Raw genomic sequence first — 18,410 nt, forward strand, 5'->3', positions numbered from 1 at the left:
TACAGTGTTTTTAATTAATCAATCTAGTCATTTTAAGCCTAAGTACATATTTTTATTATAAAAAACACGAAATAATCAATTGTTGTCATCTTTTTATGATATTCCCCCACCTTTTTCAACTGCTAACATTTTGAACTTCGTTCCTTTATAGTATGCATGCTGAAAAAATGTAGGAATAAACTCAGCTATGAAAAATCAAACAGCGCGAGATGCTCAGTCTTTGATTGAAGTCAAGAATTTGAGCTTCAAACGAGGCGAGCGCGTGATTTATGACGACGTGTGTTTAAATATTCGTCGTGGGCAGATTACCGCCATTATGGGGCCATCCGGAACTGGTAAAACTACCTTATTAAGATTGATCGGTGGGCAGCTGACGCCTGAGCATGGTCAGGTCTTATTGGATGGCAAAGATATTGCCTCGATGTCACGTTCCGAACTTTTTTCAGCACGTGCACGGATGGGTATGCTATTTCAGAGCGGTGCTTTGTTTACCGATATGAGCGTGTATGAAAATGTCGCGTTTCCAATTCGGGCCCATACCAAACTGCCAGAACATCTAATTAAGGAAATCGTGGCATTGAAACTGGAATCCGTCGGCTTGCGCGGTGCAGAGCAAATGATGCCATCGGAACTGTCTGGTGGTATGAACCGACGTGTGGCTTTGGCCCGGGCGATTGCGCTGGACCCTGAACTGATCATGTACGATGAACCCTTTGCCGGACAAGATCCGATTGTGATGGGGGTATTGACTCGCCTGATCCGTTCATTGCGTGAAGCACTAGATCTGACCACGATTATTGTCTCGCATGATGTGACAGAAACCTTATCCATTGCTGATTACATTTATATTGTGGCAGAAGGCAAGATCCAGGGCGAGGGGACACCGGCAGAGCTAAAAGTGCATCCTTCAACTTTTGTGCAGCAATTCCTGACGGGTTCGGTGGAAGGTCCAGTCGATTATCAGTTTAGTCACCGGGCTTATTTAAGTGATGAGGTACGTTCATGAATGCAATTGCCGCATTAGGTAGACGCGTTATTGAACGTGTACAGGGGATTGGGGTCGCAACCCTGATGCTGTTGCAGATCTTATTTTCCATGCCGACCTGGCTTGGGCTAAGACTATTTGTTTATCAGATGTATCGGGTCGGGGTATTGTCCCTGCTGATTATTGTGGTTTCTGGTCTGTTTATTGGTGCCGTGCTTGGCTTGCAGATGTTCAGTATTCTGTCGACCTTTGGCAGTGAATCCATGCTTGGTACAGCGGTGGCGTTGACCTTGCTGCGTGAATTAGCACCTGTGGTCGCGGCTTTGCTGTTTGCAGGACGTGCCGGTTCGGCTTTGACCGCAGAAATTGGTCTGATGAAAGCCACTGAACAATTGTCCAGTATGGAAATGATCGGGGTGGATCCCTTAAAACGGGTGATTTCGCCACGTCTCTGGGCGGGGATTTTCAGCTTGCCTATGCTTTCGGTGATCTTTGCCGCAGTCGGAATTATGGGCGGCAAAATGGTCGGTGTAGACTTTTTGGGGGCTGATGAAGGCGCTTATTGGAGCGGCATGGAAAGCAGCGTGCAATTCTATAAAGATGTCTTGAATGGCACTATTATTAAAAGTTTTGTATTCGCATTAATGTGTACCTGGATTGCGGTATATCAAGGCTATGCCTGTGTACCAACATCGGAAGGTATTGCAACTTCTACAACGCGTACAGTCGTGTATTCTTCACTGTGCGTTTTAGGCTTTGATTTTGTGTTGACTGCGGTCATGTTCGGAGGTGTTTAATGAAATCACGTACTAGTGAGCTGGCCGTTGGTGTTTTTGTTATTTTATTTGGTATTGCCTTATTCTTTTTAGCGATGCGTGTCAGTGGTCTGGTCGGCAGCAATATTTCCGACAGCTATAAAATGACGGCAACTTTTGAAAATGTGAATGGCATCAAGCCACGTGCCAAAGTCGCTTTAAGCGGGGTGAAAGTGGGACAGGTCGATGAGATTACCCTGGATCCTGTAACGCGTCTGGCAACCGTACATATGACCTTAGATGGCTCATTGACCTCGTTTAATGCTGAACAATTAAAGCAAGTTCAAGAGGAAGCTCTGGACGAGTTACGCTACAGCTCGGACTATGAAGCAGCGACACCTGCGCAACAAAAAGACATGGAAAAACAACTGTTAGCTAACATGAAATCCATCACCAATATTGATGAAGATGCTTATATTATGGTAGCGACCAATGGCTTATTGGGTGAAAAGTACCTGAAAATTATTCCAGGTGGTGGTCTGAGCTATTTGCAACGCGGCGATCAGATTGCCAATACCCAAGGCACTATGGAAATTGAAGATTTGGTGACGAAGTTTATTACCGGTGGTGCCGGCAAATCGTCAGATAGTCAAGAAACTACATCGGAACAGACGACAGTTTCAGAAACAATAGATGCAGAACCTGCATTTGTTGAATAATAGATTGAGGAGAATTCAGTGAAGACTTTAGTAAAACAAACGCTTGCAGTAAGCATTCTTTCAACAATGGTTGCTGGTACAGTGTTTGCTGCACCGTCTGAAGCACCACCTGCTTTTATTAAAAAAGTAGCAGATGGTTTAATTGAGCGCCTCAAAGCTGACAATGCAAAACTGCAATCAAATCCAGCTTTGGTCAAAAGCATTGTGCGCCAGAATCTGGATCCGTATATTGATTCTCAGTCTTTCACACGTATTGTGATGGGCACGTATGCCACGAACCAATATAGTACGGCGGCACAGCGTGCGCAGTTTGAAAAGAATTTCCGTGAAACCTTAATTGAAAACTATGGTTCTGCCTTTGCCAAGTTCAGTAATCAGACTTATAGCGTGCGTCCTTACAAGGCCAGCAACAGCAAAAACCCTGTTGTGACCATCGACTTTAATAACAAAGGCGAGAAAATTCCAGTAGCATTCCAGCTAGTGGACAAGGGTTCACAATGGAAAATCCGCAACATCAACGTATCGGGTATTGACCTGGGTTTACAGTTCCGTAACCAGTTTGCTGCGACGGTAAAACGTAATGGCGGTAATATTGATAAAGCAATTGCCAACTTTAAACCGGATGCAGAAGCTGCAATCGACAAGAAATAATCAAACAGGTGAGCCGTGATTACATTCAAGGATCAGGAACTACAGGTTTCAGGCAAGATTGACTATGACAATGCACAGGACTATTACTTAAATGGTCTGCGTGTGATCCAGTCACAAAGCAAGTTTCCACTTGTGGTTAACCTGGCTGAGCTTGAAAGTGGCAGTACTTTGGCTTTGGCAGTGTTGGTGCGCTGGTTGCGCCAGACTCCTCAGGCTCAAGGGCTACAGTTTAAAGCTGTTCCTGCTAAAATGATGAATATCATTCAGGCCAGCCATTTGCAGGATGATTTAAACATCGTTCAGTAAAAGAAAAGCACCGAAAGGTGCTTTTTTATTGTGATCAAATTTTAAGAAATCATTAAAATCAAATAGATCTAAATATGGATTGCACGTCCTCTCTGCCTCAGGGAGAGAGTTAGAGAGAGGGGTGTAAAAATCCTCCCTAACCATTTTCTTCACTTTTTAAAGAGAAGTTGAATAGGGATTAAATAAATATGAATTAAATACAGGCATTTCTTGCACTTCGCTTTAAATCTAAAGAGCAAGTGAGACTTAGAAAGGGATATCTAATAAAAAAACCTCTCCCTGACAGGAAACATCTCTCCCTTTTCAAAAGGGAGGTTAGGAGGGATTCTAGATCCACTTCTTCCATCTAAAGTAAATTAATGGGCCAATCAGGAAGCCAATTAAAATAATACTGACCATGATGAAACTCATGGTGCCTTGTGCAAAGGGCAGCACTTCGGTGTTCATACCGTAAATACTGGCAATCAGCATTGGGGGCGCAAGCATACTTGGCAGAATCGAGAATCGACGAATGGTATCGTTCTGCTCAGTGTTAATGAATCCGGACGTGGTATCGAGCAGGAAACGCACTTTCTGGAACAAGAAAGCATCATGCTCGACCAGCGAGCGCACATCTTCACTCAGTTCTCGAATATCCGCATCATAAATATGACTGCCCAAGGCGCGTGGACGCGACAGGAAGGTCAGGACGCGGCGTAAATCGATTAAACACAGTTGCGCTTTACCCAACATATCTTCAAGTTGCGCCAAGCGGGTAATCATGTCATCCAGATCCAGAATCTGTTCACGATGGCGGTTATTCAACACTTCAGTTGAATATTTCTCTAAATCTTTATGCACATCTTCCAGAATATCGGCCAGCTCATCCAGCTTGGCTTCGAGTAAGCCCAATAAAATCCAGGTCGGATCTTTATAATCGATTTCATAATCATTGCGGCGCGCGCGGGCACGAAAGGCGCGAAAAGCCACCAGTTTTTCACCACGCAAAGTAAACAGACGATCCTTGTGCAGAATGAATGCAACAGTTTGTACTGTTGCCAGCATGCTGGATTCATCTTCGTGTTCGTTTTCGACTTGATAGTTTTTATTCTTGGTTAAAAAATAGGTGCTGATATGCAAAATACCGTCATCATCACGGTAAAATCGGGCACTCGAGGAAATATCTTCCAGCGATTTTAAGGTCGGTAAGTTTTGCTCGTAGGCATCTAGAATCCATTGCTGCTCTTCCTGTGAAGGCGCAATCAGATCAAGCCAGACTAAATCTGGATGCAGGTCGAAATCACCATTAATCGTGATATCTTCTAAGCTACCGCGCTCTGTGGCGTAAAAGGCTTCAAGCATGCTGTCTTTTCTCCCGGGCGCAGTATGTGAATTGGAATGGGTGTATTTTAGACAAGGAATTGAATAAAAACACTGATATTAAGCAGTTATTTTGGTAAAAAGCGCGCTTGCCGCGATTTCGTACAATATGGCGTCAATTAGAGGATGAAATGATGAATTCTATCGCAATTTTTTGTGGTTCAGCGCTTGGCTCGGATCCTCTTTATACGCAGGTTGCCGAAAAAGTCGGTCAGACTCTGGCGGCACGACAGCAAACGCTGGTTTATGGAGGAGGTCGTTCTGGCTTAATGGGTATTGTGGCTGATAGTACATTGGCGGCGGGCGGTAAGGTGATTGGCGTGATTCCAAGGCAGCTGGTCAATCGTGAGCTGGCACATCCACATATTACCGAGCTGTATGTGGTGGATAATATGCATGAGCGTAAAACCCGGATGTCGGAACTGGCCCAGGGATTTATTGCCATTCCCGGTGGTGCAGGAACACTGGAAGAGATTTCTGAACAATGGACCTGGGCACAATTGGGAATTCATCAGAAGCCTTGTGCTTTTCTCAATACCGATGGTTTTTATGATGACCTGATTAAATTCATCCGTATGACCACGGAGAAGGGTTTTACTAAATCACGTTTCACTGAGGCGTTGATTATCAGTGATGATCTGGACGATATTTTGCGCCAATTCGAAAGTTATCAGCCGCCTGAAGCCAAATGGGGTATGGTTGATCAGACCGACCTTGTAAAATAAGTTATCCAGAATACGCAATTGTAGAAAATAAATGAAAGTGATTACGGTGGCTGCAGCCATTATTTTAAATGAAGCGCAGCAACTGCTGGTGGTTCGCAAGCAAGGAACATCCTGCTTTATGCAGGTCGGTGGCAAGCTGGAGCCAAATGAAACCCCGGAAGCCACCATGTTGCGTGAAATTCAGGAAGAAATTGGCACACAAGCCCAGATTCAGCAATTCATTGGCCGTTTTGAAACCCAGACTGCCAATGAACCTGATCATCAACTGGTGAGTTATGTCTATTGGGTAAGGCTCGATCAAGCACCTAAAATTGAAGCAGAAATCGCTGAAATGAAATGGGTTGATCTGGATGAAAAAGAGGTCTTGCTGGCGCCCTTAACGACTGAAATTGTGATTCCGTGGGTGAAGTCACATTTGCTCGCCCAAGCTTAAATTTTAGATTTGCGCGCCTGCCAGACAGGCTGCATAAATTTTTTGACAGCCTAGCTCTTCAAGTTTTCGAGTGAGCGCTAGAATCGAACTGCCGGTTGTCACCACATCATCAATAATCAGCACGCGTCGGTAACGAATATTAGACGGTGTACTGATCTGAAACTGCGACTGGATATCTTCGATTCTTTCCAGACGGCTTAAGCCTTTTTGTGAATGCTGTTTCAGCCGGCTAACAGGTTGCCAGATGGGAACATTCAATTTTTTCGCCACATGCTTGGCCAGTACCAGAGATTGATTATAACCGCGTTCGGCCAGGCGTTCAGTCGAGATCGGCATCGGGACTATTGCACTGACTTTGGGTAATTCTAAACTCAACAGCGTACCGGCCAGTAAATTTTGCAAATGCAGCTTCTGTTCATATTTAAACAGCTGAATCAACCGATCCATTGGGTAGGCATAATCACAGGCAATCTGAAACTGCATGTCCTGACGCTGAATGGTTTGATGTATCCACGGCAACTGCTGCCAGCAATCCTGACAGACTGAATGAATGCTCTGATAATCAGTCTGACACAACTGGCAGGGCTGAAGCGTATTCAGCTTGGAGATTCCCTGTGCCAGTAATTTAAACATAGGCATAACGCGGTGCTTCTGGTAGCCAGCGTTGTAATAATGCCTCAGCCTGATCTGGATAATCTTTTAAAATTTGCTGCGCCACATAATGTGCCTGATTGAGCAGGTGATCATCGCGTTCAAGTTTGGCCACGCGGAAATTCATATCGCCGGTTTGTTTAGTCCCCAGTAATTCACCCGGCCCACGCAATTCCAGATCTTTCTCGGCAATCATAAAACCATCATTGGTTTCACGCATGATTCTTAAGCGTTCCTGACCGTTTTGCGATAGTGGATGCTTGTATAGCAGGGCGCAGAAACTGGCTTTGGCACCACGGCCAACCCGACCACGTAGCTGATGTAGCTGTGACAGGCCTAAACGTTCGGCATTTTCAATCACCATAATGGAAGCGTTGGGTACATCGACCCCGACCTCAATTACGGTGGTGGCAATGAGTAGCTGTAATTCATTATTCTTAAATTGCTGCATCACCGCCTGTTTTTCATCGGCTTTCATTTTGCCATGTACCAGACCGATATTCAGCGCAGGAAAGCGTTCCCGAATTTCGGCAAAAGTGGCCTCCGCGGCTTGGGCATCTAAAGTTTCGGATTGCTCCACCAAGGTACAGACCCAATAGGCCTGTTTGCCTTCAGCGCAATTCGTCGCAATACGTTGCAGAACTTGTTCACGCCGATCCAGTGGAATGGTCACCGTTTGAATCGGGGTACGACCCGGTGGCAGCTCGTCAATCACCGAGGTATCCAGATCACCATAAGCCGACATGGCCAAGGTGCGGGGAATCGGGGTTGCGGTCATCACCAGCTGATGCGGGGACATGCCATCCAGGCCTTTATTTCTGAGTGCAAGACGTTGATCGACTCCAAAGCGGTGTTGCTCATCAATAATCACCAGACCGAGTTTGGCAAACTCGACATTCTCCTGAAACAGGGCGTGGGTGCCAATCACCAGATGGGCGCTCCCGTCCCGAATGACCTGTTCCGCTGCGGCGCGGGCTTTGCCTTTTTGCTTGCCGGATAGCCAAGCGATATTAAGACCTAGTGGCTCAAACCAGCGTTTAAAGTTGAGATAATGCTGCTCGGCCAGAATTTCGGTAGGTGCCATCAACGCCACTTGCCAGCTTTCTTCCAGGGCATGACAGGCTGCGACACCGGCCACCAATGTTTTGCCGGCACCGACATCGCCTTGTACCAGACGTAACATCGGTTTATTGGCTTTTAAATCTTGTGCGATTTCTTTGGATACACGTTTTTGCGCACCGGTCATTTCAAAAGCCAGACTGGCCAGAAGCTGTTTGGCATAGGTTTTACTCGGTGCAAATGAAGGGGCTTCAACCTGCTGAATAAAGGCACGCCGGGTCAATAAACTGATCTGATGCGCCACCAGTTCTTCAAAGATCAGGCGTTGCTGTGCGGGATGCGAACCTTGTGCCAGTTGCAACATATTGGCATTGACTGGCGGATGATGAATATATTCCAGTGCCTGTTTTAACGCATAACCATTGCTAAATTTTGCTGGCAGCAGTTCAGGCAGATGATCGCTATACTGAGCCAAAGCCTGCTGAATATAATCGCGTATTTTTGGCTGGGTCAGACCTTCAGTGGCCGGGTAAATCGCGGTAAGTTGGGTTTGCGGTAGCGGGGTATCTTCAGTAATGACTTGCAGTTCGGGATGATACATTTCCAGACCGCGCGCACCGACCCGGACTTCACCAAAAATTCTTAAACGGTGACCGAGCTTGCAGCGATCGGTGATGCCTTTATAAATATGATAAAAACGCAAAGTGACTTTACCGCAGTCATCATCCAGTAATACAGCCATGGACTTGCGTTTACCCGGCGGGAAATCCACACCTTTGACGATACCTTCGAGCAAATAGCTACGCCCCACGCTCAATTGATTCATGGGAATGATCGTGCTACGGTCTTCATAGTCACGTGGTAGATGAAAAAGCAAATCATCAGTATTGAAGATATTTAATTTTTCAAGTAATGCAGCGGCGGCATTGCCAACGCCTTGTAACTGATGGACTGCAGCCATGTCCCCTCAACCAGATTCGTGATTCGGTGCTCAATGCATATTCTATTTATCGGTTATGGTAAAACATCCCGGCGTGTTGCTAAACAACTATTTGAGCAAGGTCATCAAATTAGCACAATTAGCTCAAGTCCCAAAACAGATTCCTTTGCAACTCATCTGATTCAAGATGTGCATAAACTGAATTTAACGACAGTCACACCGATTGATTGGGTCTATGTATTGCTTAGTCCAAAACAAAGTGCTGTCGATGGTTATCAACAGACCTATCTGGATTCAGTTCAGCCGATTGTCACTGCCTTGAAGCAGCATCCAGTGCAGCGGATTGTGGTGGTGTCATCGACACGGGTCTATGGGCAAAATGCTGGAGAAAATATCAATGATGAAACGCCTCTACAGCCCAACGATGTGCAAGGAAAAATCCTGTATCGGATGGAGCAGGCCTATTTAGCGGCTTATCCTGAGCAATGTACAATCATTCGCCCAAGTGGAATTTATGGAACATCGGTAGAGCGCTTACAAAAAATGGCAGTATCTATGACCAGTTATCCAAATCTGCACTGGTCAAACCGGATTCATATCGAAGATTTATCACGTTTCTTGTCACAGATGATTCACGTGGAACATCCTGAGTCTTCTTATATTATGAGCAATAACCAGCCACAGCTTTTACATGAAGTCTTGCAATGGTTTCAGCAGCAGATGGGGCTGCCTTTACTCGAAGTTGAGAACAAGCAGGTCACCGGTAAAAAGCTCTATGCCACTCGGATGCAAAAAACAGGATTTGAATTAAAGCGTACAGATTGTTTTGAGGATTATTTGGAACTAATGAGGAAAAGTAATCCCTCCTAACCTCCCTTTAAAAAGGGAGGATTAAATTCCCGTTCCTTGTAGGAGAGAGCTGGGGAGAAGGGGAAGGATTTTAAATTCCCCCTCATCCCCCTTATGAAGCAGTGCTTCCCATCTCCTGAAAGGAGAGAGAATAAAAGCTTTACTTCTTTTTGCGCTTGGCACGTTTCTTGGCTTGTTCAGCCGCAACTGCATCAAGTGCTTCTTTGAGTTCTTCATCGGTAAAGGCGGTGATGTGATGCAGCATCTGTAATTTCACTTCATCCAGTACCAGATCTGCATATTGCGCCACGTTGGTCAGCTGCTCATCAAAAACAATGGCATTGTCGTCATTGGTACACAGATAACCTTTTTGGGTTAAGACTTTAATAAAGCTCTGAAACAGGGCTTTGTCGAAGAATTCAGGCGAATTGAATTCGTATAGAACTGATAAACGCTGACCAACCAGATAGCTCAATTCTTCAACCTGACGGGTCGAAATATTGCCTGAACCACGTTGGGTAATCAGTGCCAAAGTCATGTAATAACGTTCCAGACTTTGAGTCACTGGTGCAGCCAGAACTTCGAGCTGATGATGGACTTCAGTATTGGGTGCCGGAGCAAGCAGATTTTCACCATCTTGCGTGATCAGTTTGGCAGAAATCAAGTTGTCAATATGTGCATTGACCTGATCCTGAATCTCATTTTCACGCCATTTTAAAAACAGCTCTGCTTTTAGGAATGGATACAGGGTGCTGCTGATGTTGACGACATCATCACGGCGAATCGTTCCATTGTGTTCAGCCAGTGCTGCAATCAATGACGGAAGCACAAAGGAGTGCACGATATTGTTGCGGAAATAAGTCAGCAAAACTGCCTGATTATCTTCAATGGCAATGATATCGCCCAGTACATGTTTTACCCGTTTGATCAGTTTTAGCTTCATCGCATAGGCAATAATTTCTTTGCCTGAAAGCGGGGTAACTTCCATCCGCTCATCATAAGGTAATGCCGCCAGCAGGGTACGATAAGTATCCAGCTGCTTGATACAGATTTCTTCATCCAGCGTATGTTTCGGTGTCGCCAGCAGGATCAACGATAATAGCGATACCGGATTGATCACCACTGCACGGTTGATATTTTCCAGAATCGCTTGCGCAGAGCTGTTTACTGCATCAGAAACTGCTTGTGGAATTGGATCATCGTTCTTTTCAATTTTAATATTTTCTGCGCCATGCTGTTTCAGGATGTCATCCAGAAATACCGGCTCACCAAAATTCAGATGCACTTTACCGAAAATGCGTTCAATTTTGCGCAGGGTTTTGACAATACCAAAAATAGATTCGGCTTCTTTCGGCTTGCCGCTCATCTCACCGACATAAGTGCCGCCTTCCATCAGGCGTTCATAACCGATATAGGTCGGTACAAAGACAATTGGTTTGGCCTTGCCGCGTAAATGACCATGCACGGTCATCGCCAGCATCCCAGTTTTAGGTGGTAGCAAACGACCAGTACGTGAACGACCACCTTCGATAAAGTATTCCAGTGGGGTATTGCGTGACAGAACGCTATATAAATATTCTTTAAAGACTGTGGTATAGAGCGCATTGCCACGGAAAGTACGGCGGATAAAGAAGGCACCGCCACCACGTAAAATCTGCCCGACAAAAGGCATGTTCAGGTTATCGCCTGCAGCGATATACGGCACCATCAAGCCACGACGATAGATCACATAAGACAATAACAAATAGTCGATGTGACTGCGGTGACATGGGGTATAGACAATCTCATAATCTTTGGCCAGTTCACGCACGGTACTGAAATTATGCACTTCCACGCCGTCATAGAGCTGTGTCCATAAACGGGTCAGGGCTTTATCGGCAAAACGTACAGTCGAATGAGAATAATCGGAAACAATTTCGTTCAGATAACCAATGGCACGACGTTCAGATTCCAGCATCGAGATTTTACTGCGAATACTGTCATTGCGAATCGCAGCCTGTACATCTGGCGATTTGATGAGACTGTGCATGACATTACGGCGATCGGACAGGTCGGGCCCGAGAATCACTTCGCGCTGACCATCCAGATAATCATTTAAAGTGCTAACAATATAAGTTGCTGGCGCTGAATTTGGATGCGTTTCTTTGGCATGCTCAATCATGGCACGTAAAGACTGGGGTTCGTGAAACTCTAAATAAGACTGACGGCCATGCAGACCGATATTGACCAGTTGCTTGACCCGGCTTGGCGTAGACCAGGTATCGGTAAATAGCAGTTTGAACCAGGAATCTTCTTTTTCAGGTTCACGTCCCCAAAGCACCGTGACTGGTACCAGTTCGATATCCAGCTCAGGATGTTGTTCCAGGATTTCAATCAGGCGTAATAGGCGCGGCGGAAACGCATGCGGCGGTGAGCTGAGCAGGTTATTTTCATCATGATGCTGTAAAAACAGCAGCGAAGCTTTTTCCTTACTATTGCCCAGTTGCATTGGATCGAGCGCAGCTGGCAACTTTAAACGGCGGGTTTCTGCATCGACGACCAACGCATTACTACGCGAATGGTTCTGTAAAACGTAACAGACCAGCTTTCGCGATTCTGCTGCGGTCTGATCAGGTTCAGGTGCTGTCACTTCACTTGGTACTTCCCCAAGAACATGAGGGGTAACCACAAGATCAAGTAGCTTACTTGAAAGCTTGCGATACATTTGACCAAAGCCATTCTTGGACATAGCTGCTCCTAATTTTACTGACCAAAACCACAGGACTTCTGAGGGGATTTATTTTTGCGGGTTTCCAAAGCGAAACCATATATCTTTTTTTAACAACTTCAACAGAAGTGCGCTAATTTTAGCGTGAAAGCAGATGCTTTTCCTAGTCACTTATGACATCAGTATGACAGAACAGTCATGCAATCTTTAGAGTTTCGGTCTGATTTTGTGGCAGAATATTCCAGATTAATTATTTAGATCTGTTTTTCCATTTTGGGATATCTCCAATATTACGTAGGTTGCTTATGAATGCCTTAACACAGGAACTGGTCGAGCTGCTCAGCTTGGAAAAGTTAGAAGAAAACATTTTTCGGGGAATCAGCCGTAATCTGGTGGGCAAGCGCGTGTTTGGTGGGCAGGTTTTAGGGCAGGCACTGCGCGCTGCGTCTTATACCACAGACCGTCCGGCACACTCGTTACATGCCTATTTTCTGTTTGGCGGAGATGTCAACGCACCGATTATTTATGAAGTGGATCGTATCCGTGACGGCAAGAGCTTTGTCAGCCGTCAAGTACGTGCGATTCAGCATGGTCGCACTATTTTTATGTGTATGGTGTCTTTTGCGCATCAGGAAGAAGGTCTCAATTACCAGATTTCAGAGCCGGAATATCCGCCAGCAGAAAGCCTGAAAAATGAAGCAGAACTGATCAAACAAATGATTGAGTTTATTCCGGAAAATGTCCGTGCGTCCTTCACCCGTGATCGTCATGTCGAGATCCGCCCGATCAATCCGCAAAACCCCTTTCAGCCTCAGCCGGAAGCGCCGTCTTATGCGCACTATATCCGCACCCATGACCGAATTGCTGTAGAAGTGGATCAGATTTCTTTGCATCAGGCGATTGCCGCTTTCTATTCAGACTTTACCTTGATGACCACGGCACTGCGTCCACATGGTCTGAGTTATATTTCGCCAAGCCTGCAATGTGCCAGTATTGACCATGCCATGTACTTCCATAAGCCATTTCGTGCCGATGAATGGATGCTATATGACATGGATGCCACCCAGAGCGCCAGCTCACGCGGTCTGAATTTTGGACGGATGTGGCAGAATGGCGAACTGGTCTGTAGTACCACGCAGGAAGGGCTGATCCGCTTACGTGAAATCGAAACCCAATAATTTTTATATTTTTTGCTCAAAAAGCCGAATCCCAGATTCGGTTTTTTTGTTTTTAATTCGCAGAACAATCATTATTTGAGATCTTGTTCTAGGCACGCGTTTATAAAATATTACTCGATTCTGTAGAATCGGCATGGCATAGTGCCGCTTAAGATCTATATTAAAATGCATGAAAAGATGAGCTTAAATACGCAAATTTTAATTGCCGCCGTATTGGGGGTGCTGTTTGGATTTTTACTCACGATATTTCCGCAGACCTCATTTTTTGATGTCAGTTTATACGGCATCGGCATCGTCAGCAGTGTTTTTATCGGCTTATTAAAAATGCTGTTGGTTCCGCTAATTTTTACGTCGATTGTGGTCGGGGTATCCAATCTGCAGGCAGGCGGACAACTGAATCGCACCTGGAAAATCACCCTGATGTGCTGTGTGACCACAACGACTTTGGCACTCATTTTAGGTCTGGCCTGTGCACATCTGTTTGATGTCGGCAAGGGTGTCGATGTACTGATGTTCCAGGATGCCATGGCGCAGCATCAGACTCCGGACACCTTAACGCCATCTTCTTTCTTTACCAATTTTATCCAAAATACCCTGATCAATCCGTTTAAGGCATTTTCAGATGGCAATGTCCTGGCGGTGGTGGTCTTTGCCTTGTTTGTCGGTGTGGCACTGGTCGCAGGCGGAGATAAATTCCGTACCGTGCGCAAGTTGAGTCACCAGTTTTTTGAAATCATGATGTTGATGATTGGCTGGGTGATGAAACTGGCACCTTTCGGTATTTTTGCTTTATTGGCCAAGCTGATCGCGACTGAGGATATTTCGGTACTCAGTCGTCTGGCTGAATTTGCGGCCGTGGTCACTGGAACCACCATTTTCCATGGCATCGTGGTATTGCCTTTATTGCTGTGGATTTTTGGCAAGATGGATCCGATCACGTTCTTTAAAGGCACACGCGCTGCTTTAATTACCGCATTTGCCACCAGTTCCAGTTCGGCCACCATGCCACTGTCAATGAAATGTGCGCAGGAAAATCTGGGCGTACGTCCGCATACGGCAGGTTTTGTGATTCCACTGGGAACACAGCTGAATATGGATGGCACAGCTCTTTATGAGGCAGCCGCCGCCTTGTTTATTGCCAATTTAATGGGGCTGGATCTGAGTTTAGGGCAACAGCTGGTGGTCTGTGCCACGGCAATGATTGCATCCTTAGGCGCACCTGGGATTCCAAGCGCTGGCATGGTCACCATGATTATGGTGTTGCAATCTGTGGGATTGCCTGCCGAGGCGATTGCGATTTTATTGCCGATCGACCGTTTACTGGATACGGTACGTACCGTGGTGAATGTGCAGGGCGATATGATGATCAGTGTGGTGGTAGACCGGCATACCCGTGAACCTGAAGCGCCGGTTTAATCTTTATCTAAGTCCGGATTCCAGACAATTTCCCAGAGATGACCATTGGGATCCTGAAAATAACCAGCATATCCGCCATAAAAGGTGGTGTGTGCAGCTTTGATAATTTTAGCGCCCGCACGTTCAGCCAGTACCATGATCTGGTCAACCTCTAATGGACTATAGACATTATGTCCCAGCGCCATTTGGGTTGGGCAGATCGGACTCAATTCAAGACCGGTATCTTGCTGAAGGCTGCGCTGCGGCCATAAGGCAAGCTTAAGACCGGATTGCAGTTGAATAAACGCCACCGCACCATATTCAAATTCCTGCCCCATAATTCCGTCGCTTTTAAAGCCTAAACCCTCACAATAAAATTGCAATGATTGCTCTATGTCCTGAACAGCCAGCGTAATCACAGAGATAGATGGTTTCATAATGGGTTCCTGATCTAAGGCTGATCAAGATTTATTCTAATATGAATCAGGATTTAATCACTAAGTAAACAATGCAGTCTTCATGTAAAAACAGGTAAATCTGATCAATCCGGCGCTGCTATCACTTGACCAGCTTGATATGGTGAAAATCACCTTAGAAAAAAACCTCCGTTATGCGGCATAACGGAGGTTTTTAATTTAAATCAATCAATCAATCAAATATTTTGTCATTTGATTATTCAGCTGAGCGTTTATTCTGGTTTAGCTCATCTGCTGCTTTAAGTTCTGACTGATCCTGCTCAAGTAATTCAAGCGGTTCTTCAGCTTCATTTAAGTCATGCGGTGAAACCTCACCAATAGCAGTTGCATCAGACCCAGAGTCGAGTTCAACTGGTTCATCGAATTGATTTAGATCATGAGCCGATACTTCCGGAATACTGTCCAAATCAAATTGAGTTGATTGATCTAAAGTGAAATTCAGACGGCCGCCCATGACGCTGGCCAGTTCTTCAAGTCCCTCTTTGTTCATGGAGGAGAACAATTGAATCGAGAAGTCCAGTTTCATTTTTTTCAATGCAGCTTTGACTTCCTGAAGCGCTTTAGAGGCAGGGCCACGATTCAGCTTATCTGATTTGGTTAAAAGAACATGCACAAACAAATGACGTGAATAAGCCCATTCCAGCATCATCACATCAAAGTGTTGTAGCGGATGACGAATATCCATCAACAGCACCAAGCCCTGTAAGCTTTTGCGATGAATCAGATAATTTTCCAGTTCTTTTTGCCAAACAATTTTCATCGCCTCTGGTACGGCAGCATAGCCATAGCCTGGTAAATCGACCAGACGCTGATCTGGATTACCCAAGCTAAAAAAGTTAATCATCTGGGTGCGGCCGGGTCTTTTTGATGCACGTGCCAACTGTTTCTGGTTGGTCAGGGCATTAATCGCACTGGATTTACCGGCATTGGAGCGACCGGCAAAAGCAATTTCATAGCCTGTATCTTCTACACAAAGACTGAGTTTTGGTGCACTCATTAAAAATTCGGCTTTGCGTAGCCAGTTGAGTGAGCGCACAGAATATTCAGTAATAGCAGAATCAACTTTTTTCTCGTAGCTGATCTTTTGCTTGGGTGCATGGGCTGTCTTACTGTTTTTGGATTTTCCTCTGCTGTGGTGCATAACTCAACTTCAATAAATGATCTACAAAGAAACATTATAAAGGAAGTCGCACAGGCAAGCGAACTTTGCTTTGCAATGCTATTGCAACTTAATCCATCAGGTTAATTAAACCGATTGGAGAAACAGTACTAAAATGAGATTGGTTAGATGGGGTGAGCACATCGGCCAGGGTATATTGGTTCAGGCTTTGGTAAAACTGTTCCAGCGCATGGTCGAGAATACCTTTTAAACCACAATTGCTACGCAGTACGCAGGGTGGGGTATTACATTCGACAATCACATGATTTTCACCCTGCAAGCTAAGCACGATCTCACCGAGTTTTAGATTTAGTGTAGTAGGATTTAAGCGGATGCCGCCGCCTTTACCGCGTGTGGCAATAATCCAGTCTTGTTTCGACATGAAATGCACAATCTTCATTAAATGATTTTGTGACACATACAAATCTCGCGCAATTTCCGCAATCGTATACGGCGTATCTCGCGGCTGGGAGATGTACATTAAAATACGCAAAGCATAGTCGGTAAATTTGTTTAATTGCATGATCGCACTAATATCTTTAAGAATTAAATAGATAAGGGCTAGTCTAGCATAACCAGACTAGCCCCACCTATTCAGCTTGAAGCGAGGGCTTAGTGGTGAACCCCACCTGTACCAAATGCTTCACTATGAATATTTTCAGCAGGAATACCGCGGGCAACGAGTGCTTTTTGCTGTTCTGCCATAAATGGCATTGGGCCGCAAAGGTAGTAATCGGCATTGACTGGTAACAGCGCTGCATCAACTGTACTCAGATCCAGACGACCTGCTACATCATAATCCTCACCCAGTTTGTCAGCTTGATGTGGAAATTCATAAGCAGTAAGGGTGCTTAAGCGCGGATATTTTGCTTTCAGGTCATGAATATGCTGGTGCATCGCATGAACCTGTTTGCTACGGCAAGCATGGATAAAGGTCACAGGTTGTGGCATATCCAGAGTCACCAGCTGGTTCAGCATCGCGATCATTGGCGTCAGGCCAACACCACCACTGATAAACACATTACGTTTAGCTGGATCGATCAGGTAGAAGTTACCTGTTGGTGCAGATACTTCAATTTCTGAACCTTCCGGCAAACCATGTAGAGTGTTAGACACCCAACCTGCAACTTGATCTGCGCCATTGCCCGGTTCACGTTTAACTGAAATACGCAAATAGTCTGCTTGAGGGCTGGTTGAAAGCGTATATTGACGCGGCTGTTTTAAGCCAAGTTCTTCTACGAATACACGAACTGAAATATATTGACCGGCTTCATATTTCGGTAAATCGCCACCATCTACCGGTTGTAGATAGATTGAAGTAATCTCGTCACTTTCTACTACTTTTCGGGAAATTTTGAAATTGCGCCAGCCTAACCAGCTACCTTTGGTTTGCTGATGCTGCTCATAGATCGTTTTTTCAGTGCTGATGAACAAGTCAGCCAATTGACCATAAGCTGTAGCCCAAGCATCAATTAATGGATCTTCCATCGGGATGCTTAATACTTCACTAATAGAATGCAGCAGGTTTTCACCCACAATATTATAGTCTGGCGCTTGAATGTTTAAGCTCACGTGTTTATGCGCGATCAGCTCAACCACAGGTAAAAGTACAGATGGGTCTTCAATATTTTCGGCATAGGCCAATACAGCGCCGGCAAGGGCTTGCGCCTGTGCACCACTGCGTTGGTGACCCATATTAAACGTTTCTTTAAGGGCAGGGTTGTTGCCTAACATGCGGTTATAAAAATAGCCCGTGAGTGCCACACCATTTTCGCGGAGTACAGGCACTGTTGCTTTTACAAGGTCAATTTGCTGCGGAGTCATGTTTGATCTCTCATGGCTGTTTATTTATAAGATGTATTTAAAATACATCTTAAAGCATGCCTTGTAAATACATCTTTTAATAAAACCATAAAAAAATTATGGGATATCTGAATATCCCATAATTTTAAAAATCTTGATAGGAATAAATCGTGCTATTTTCACTGAAAAAGCAGTCATGAAACTCGCGGACAATTCTCCCCGGTATCATCTCCGAGCCTGCGTGCGCAGTTTGATAAATC

General features: G+C 45.2%; 18 protein-coding genes. 10 read left to right on the forward strand and 8 right to left on the reverse strand.

From position 1 onward, the window contains the following. The first annotated feature begins 187 nt into the window (after window positions 1-187). From FTU82_RS06345 to FTU82_RS06365, 5 genes are read left to right on the forward strand one after another with little or no spacing between them, the layout of a single operon-like run. Window positions 188-1,006, forward strand: coding sequence for an ABC transporter ATP-binding protein (locus FTU82_RS06345; protein WP_180101142.1), 819 nt, complete (start codon window positions 188-190; stop codon window positions 1,004-1,006). Beyond that, window positions 1,003-1,782 (forward strand): lipid asymmetry maintenance ABC transporter permease subunit MlaE, encoded by a 780-nt coding sequence (gene mlaE / locus FTU82_RS06350; RefSeq protein ID WP_074383590.1) that lies wholly within the window; start codon window positions 1,003-1,005, stop codon window positions 1,780-1,782. Before FTU82_RS06345 ends, mlaE begins: the two co-directional genes overlap by 4 nt. Then, window positions 1,782-2,459: an outer membrane lipid asymmetry maintenance protein MlaD gene (locus tag FTU82_RS06355; protein WP_180101143.1), complete on the forward strand. Its 678-nt coding sequence runs from the start codon at window positions 1,782-1,784 to the stop codon at window positions 2,457-2,459. The genes mlaE and FTU82_RS06355 overlap by 1 nt, the downstream gene beginning before the upstream one ends. A gap of 18 nt (window positions 2,460-2,477) precedes the next feature. Continuing rightward, window positions 2,478-3,110, forward strand: a complete 633-nt coding sequence (locus tag FTU82_RS06360) for a phospholipid-binding protein MlaC (protein ID WP_005094187.1) — start codon at window positions 2,478-2,480, stop codon at window positions 3,108-3,110. Window positions 3,111-3,125: 15 nt separating this feature from the next. Continuing rightward, window positions 3,126-3,416 carry an STAS domain-containing protein gene (locus FTU82_RS06365; RefSeq protein WP_100329361.1) on the forward strand — a complete coding sequence of 97 codons (291 nt, stop codon included), beginning with the start codon at window positions 3,126-3,128 and terminating at the stop codon, window positions 3,414-3,416. A gap of 327 nt (window positions 3,417-3,743) precedes the next feature. On the opposite strand, the gene FTU82_RS06370 is transcribed toward FTU82_RS06365, so the two are convergent. Further along, window positions 3,744-4,757 carry a CorA family divalent cation transporter gene (locus FTU82_RS06370; RefSeq protein WP_005168743.1) on the reverse strand — a complete coding sequence of 338 codons (1,014 nt, stop codon included), beginning with the start codon at window positions 4,755-4,757 and terminating at the stop codon, window positions 3,744-3,746. 152 nt (window positions 4,758-4,909) lie between these two features. On the opposite strand from FTU82_RS06370, the gene FTU82_RS06375 reads away from it, so the two are divergent. Together FTU82_RS06375 and FTU82_RS06380 are read left to right on the forward strand one after the other, a co-directional pair. Then, window positions 4,910-5,500 carry a TIGR00730 family Rossman fold protein gene (locus FTU82_RS06375; protein ID WP_180101144.1) on the forward strand — a complete coding sequence of 197 codons (591 nt, stop codon included), beginning with the start codon at window positions 4,910-4,912 and terminating at the stop codon, window positions 5,498-5,500. A 31-nt stretch (window positions 5,501-5,531) separates the two neighbouring features. After that, window positions 5,532-5,933 (forward strand): NUDIX domain-containing protein, encoded by a 402-nt coding sequence (locus FTU82_RS06380; protein WP_005094183.1) that lies wholly within the window; start codon window positions 5,532-5,534, stop codon window positions 5,931-5,933. A 3-nt stretch (window positions 5,934-5,936) separates the two neighbouring features. Here the strand turns inward: FTU82_RS06380 and FTU82_RS06385 are convergent, their stop codons facing one another. Together FTU82_RS06385 and recG are read right to left on the reverse strand one after the other, a co-directional pair. Further along, a complete protein-coding gene (locus tag FTU82_RS06385) occupies window positions 5,937-6,572 on the reverse strand; it encodes a ComF family protein (RefSeq protein WP_180101145.1) in 636 nt (211 codons plus the stop codon). After that, on the reverse strand, window positions 6,559-8,604 hold the full coding sequence (gene recG / locus FTU82_RS06390; protein WP_100357824.1) for an ATP-dependent DNA helicase RecG: 2,046 nt from the start codon (window positions 8,602-8,604) through the stop codon (window positions 6,559-6,561). Before recG ends, FTU82_RS06385 begins: the two co-directional genes overlap by 14 nt. Window positions 8,605-8,637: 33 nt before the next feature. Between recG and FTU82_RS06395 the strand changes: the two genes are divergently transcribed. Continuing rightward, window positions 8,638-9,453 carry an NAD-dependent epimerase/dehydratase family protein gene (locus tag FTU82_RS06395; RefSeq protein WP_180101146.1) on the forward strand — a complete coding sequence of 272 codons (816 nt, stop codon included), beginning with the start codon at window positions 8,638-8,640 and terminating at the stop codon, window positions 9,451-9,453. Window positions 9,454-9,592: 139 nt separating this feature from the next. Here the strand turns inward: FTU82_RS06395 and plsB are convergent, their stop codons facing one another. Then, complete coding sequence (plsB, locus tag FTU82_RS06400) at window positions 9,593-12,160, reverse strand: glycerol-3-phosphate 1-O-acyltransferase PlsB (RefSeq protein ID WP_180101147.1); 2,568 nt, start codon at window positions 12,158-12,160, stop codon at window positions 9,593-9,595. 284 nt (window positions 12,161-12,444) lie between these two features. Between plsB and FTU82_RS06405 the strand changes: the two genes are divergently transcribed. After that, window positions 12,445-13,317 carry an acyl-CoA thioesterase II gene (locus FTU82_RS06405; RefSeq protein ID WP_180076353.1) on the forward strand — a complete coding sequence of 291 codons (873 nt, stop codon included), beginning with the start codon at window positions 12,445-12,447 and terminating at the stop codon, window positions 13,315-13,317. Between the two features lie 177 nt (window positions 13,318-13,494). Continuing rightward, the gene (locus FTU82_RS06410; RefSeq protein WP_034608350.1) at window positions 13,495-14,733 is read left to right on the forward strand and encodes a dicarboxylate/amino acid:cation symporter; all 1,239 of its coding nucleotides are present in this window, start codon (window positions 13,495-13,497) and stop codon (window positions 14,731-14,733) included. Here the strand turns inward: FTU82_RS06410 and FTU82_RS06415 are convergent. From FTU82_RS06415 to hmpA, 4 genes are all read right to left on the reverse strand, one after another. Continuing rightward, window positions 14,730-15,149: a VOC family protein gene (locus tag FTU82_RS06415; protein ID WP_005168733.1), complete on the reverse strand. Its 420-nt coding sequence runs from the start codon at window positions 15,147-15,149 to the stop codon at window positions 14,730-14,732. The two genes, FTU82_RS06410 and FTU82_RS06415, sit on opposite strands and share 4 nt — an antisense overlap. A 235-nt stretch (window positions 15,150-15,384) precedes the next feature. Beyond that, window positions 15,385-16,329 (reverse strand): ribosome biogenesis GTP-binding protein YihA/YsxC, encoded by a 945-nt coding sequence (gene yihA / locus FTU82_RS06420; protein WP_005168732.1) that lies wholly within the window; start codon window positions 16,327-16,329, stop codon window positions 15,385-15,387. An 88-nt stretch (window positions 16,330-16,417) separates the two neighbouring features. Then, complete coding sequence (locus tag FTU82_RS06425; RefSeq protein WP_005094159.1) at window positions 16,418-16,870, reverse strand: Rrf2 family transcriptional regulator; 453 nt, start codon at window positions 16,868-16,870, stop codon at window positions 16,418-16,420. A gap of 89 nt (window positions 16,871-16,959) precedes the next feature. After that, entirely contained in the window at window positions 16,960-18,171 is a 1,212-nt protein-coding gene (gene hmpA / locus FTU82_RS06430; protein WP_180101148.1) for an NO-inducible flavohemoprotein, read from the reverse strand. Between the last annotated feature and the right edge of the window lie 239 nt (window positions 18,172-18,410).

It is taken from the genome of Acinetobacter sp. YH12151 (assembly GCF_013418355.1).
In the GTDB taxonomy this organism is placed as follows: Bacteria; Pseudomonadota; Gammaproteobacteria; order Pseudomonadales; family Moraxellaceae; genus Acinetobacter; species Acinetobacter pseudolwoffii.

Excerpts from the sequence above, each read along its gene's own strand:
- hmpA (WP_180101148.1), bottom strand. The coding sequence starts at position 18,171 with ATGACTCCGCAGCAAATTGACCTTGTAAAAGCAACAGTGCCTGTACTC.
- FTU82_RS06415 (WP_005168733.1), bottom strand. The coding sequence starts at position 15,149 with ATGAAACCATCTATCTCTGTGATTACGCTGGCTGTTCAGGACATAGAG.
- yihA (WP_005168732.1), bottom strand. The coding sequence starts at position 16,329 with ATGCACCACAGCAGAGGAAAATCCAAAAACAGTAAGACAGCCCATGCA.
- FTU82_RS06410 (WP_034608350.1), top strand. The coding sequence starts at position 13,495 with ATGAGCTTAAATACGCAAATTTTAATTGCCGCCGTATTGGGGGTGCTG.
- recG (WP_100357824.1), bottom strand. The coding sequence starts at position 8,604 with ATGGCTGCAGTCCATCAGTTACAAGGCGTTGGCAATGCCGCCGCTGCA.
- mlaE (WP_074383590.1), top strand. The coding sequence starts at position 1,003 with ATGAATGCAATTGCCGCATTAGGTAGACGCGTTATTGAACGTGTACAG.
- FTU82_RS06345 (WP_180101142.1), top strand. The coding sequence starts at position 188 with ATGAAAAATCAAACAGCGCGAGATGCTCAGTCTTTGATTGAAGTCAAG.
- FTU82_RS06405 (WP_180076353.1), top strand. The coding sequence starts at position 12,445 with ATGAATGCCTTAACACAGGAACTGGTCGAGCTGCTCAGCTTGGAAAAG.
- FTU82_RS06355 (WP_180101143.1), top strand. The coding sequence starts at position 1,782 with ATGAAATCACGTACTAGTGAGCTGGCCGTTGGTGTTTTTGTTATTTTA.
- FTU82_RS06380 (WP_005094183.1), top strand. The coding sequence starts at position 5,532 with ATGAAAGTGATTACGGTGGCTGCAGCCATTATTTTAAATGAAGCGCAG.
- FTU82_RS06375 (WP_180101144.1), top strand. The coding sequence starts at position 4,910 with ATGAATTCTATCGCAATTTTTTGTGGTTCAGCGCTTGGCTCGGATCCT.
- plsB (WP_180101147.1), bottom strand. The coding sequence starts at position 12,160 with ATGTCCAAGAATGGCTTTGGTCAAATGTATCGCAAGCTTTCAAGTAAG.
- FTU82_RS06425 (WP_005094159.1), bottom strand. The coding sequence starts at position 16,870 with ATGCAATTAAACAAATTTACCGACTATGCTTTGCGTATTTTAATGTAC.
- FTU82_RS06395 (WP_180101146.1), top strand. The coding sequence starts at position 8,638 with ATGCATATTCTATTTATCGGTTATGGTAAAACATCCCGGCGTGTTGCT.
- FTU82_RS06370 (WP_005168743.1), bottom strand. The coding sequence starts at position 4,757 with ATGCTTGAAGCCTTTTACGCCACAGAGCGCGGTAGCTTAGAAGATATC.
- FTU82_RS06385 (WP_180101145.1), bottom strand. The coding sequence starts at position 6,572 with ATGCCTATGTTTAAATTACTGGCACAGGGAATCTCCAAGCTGAATACG.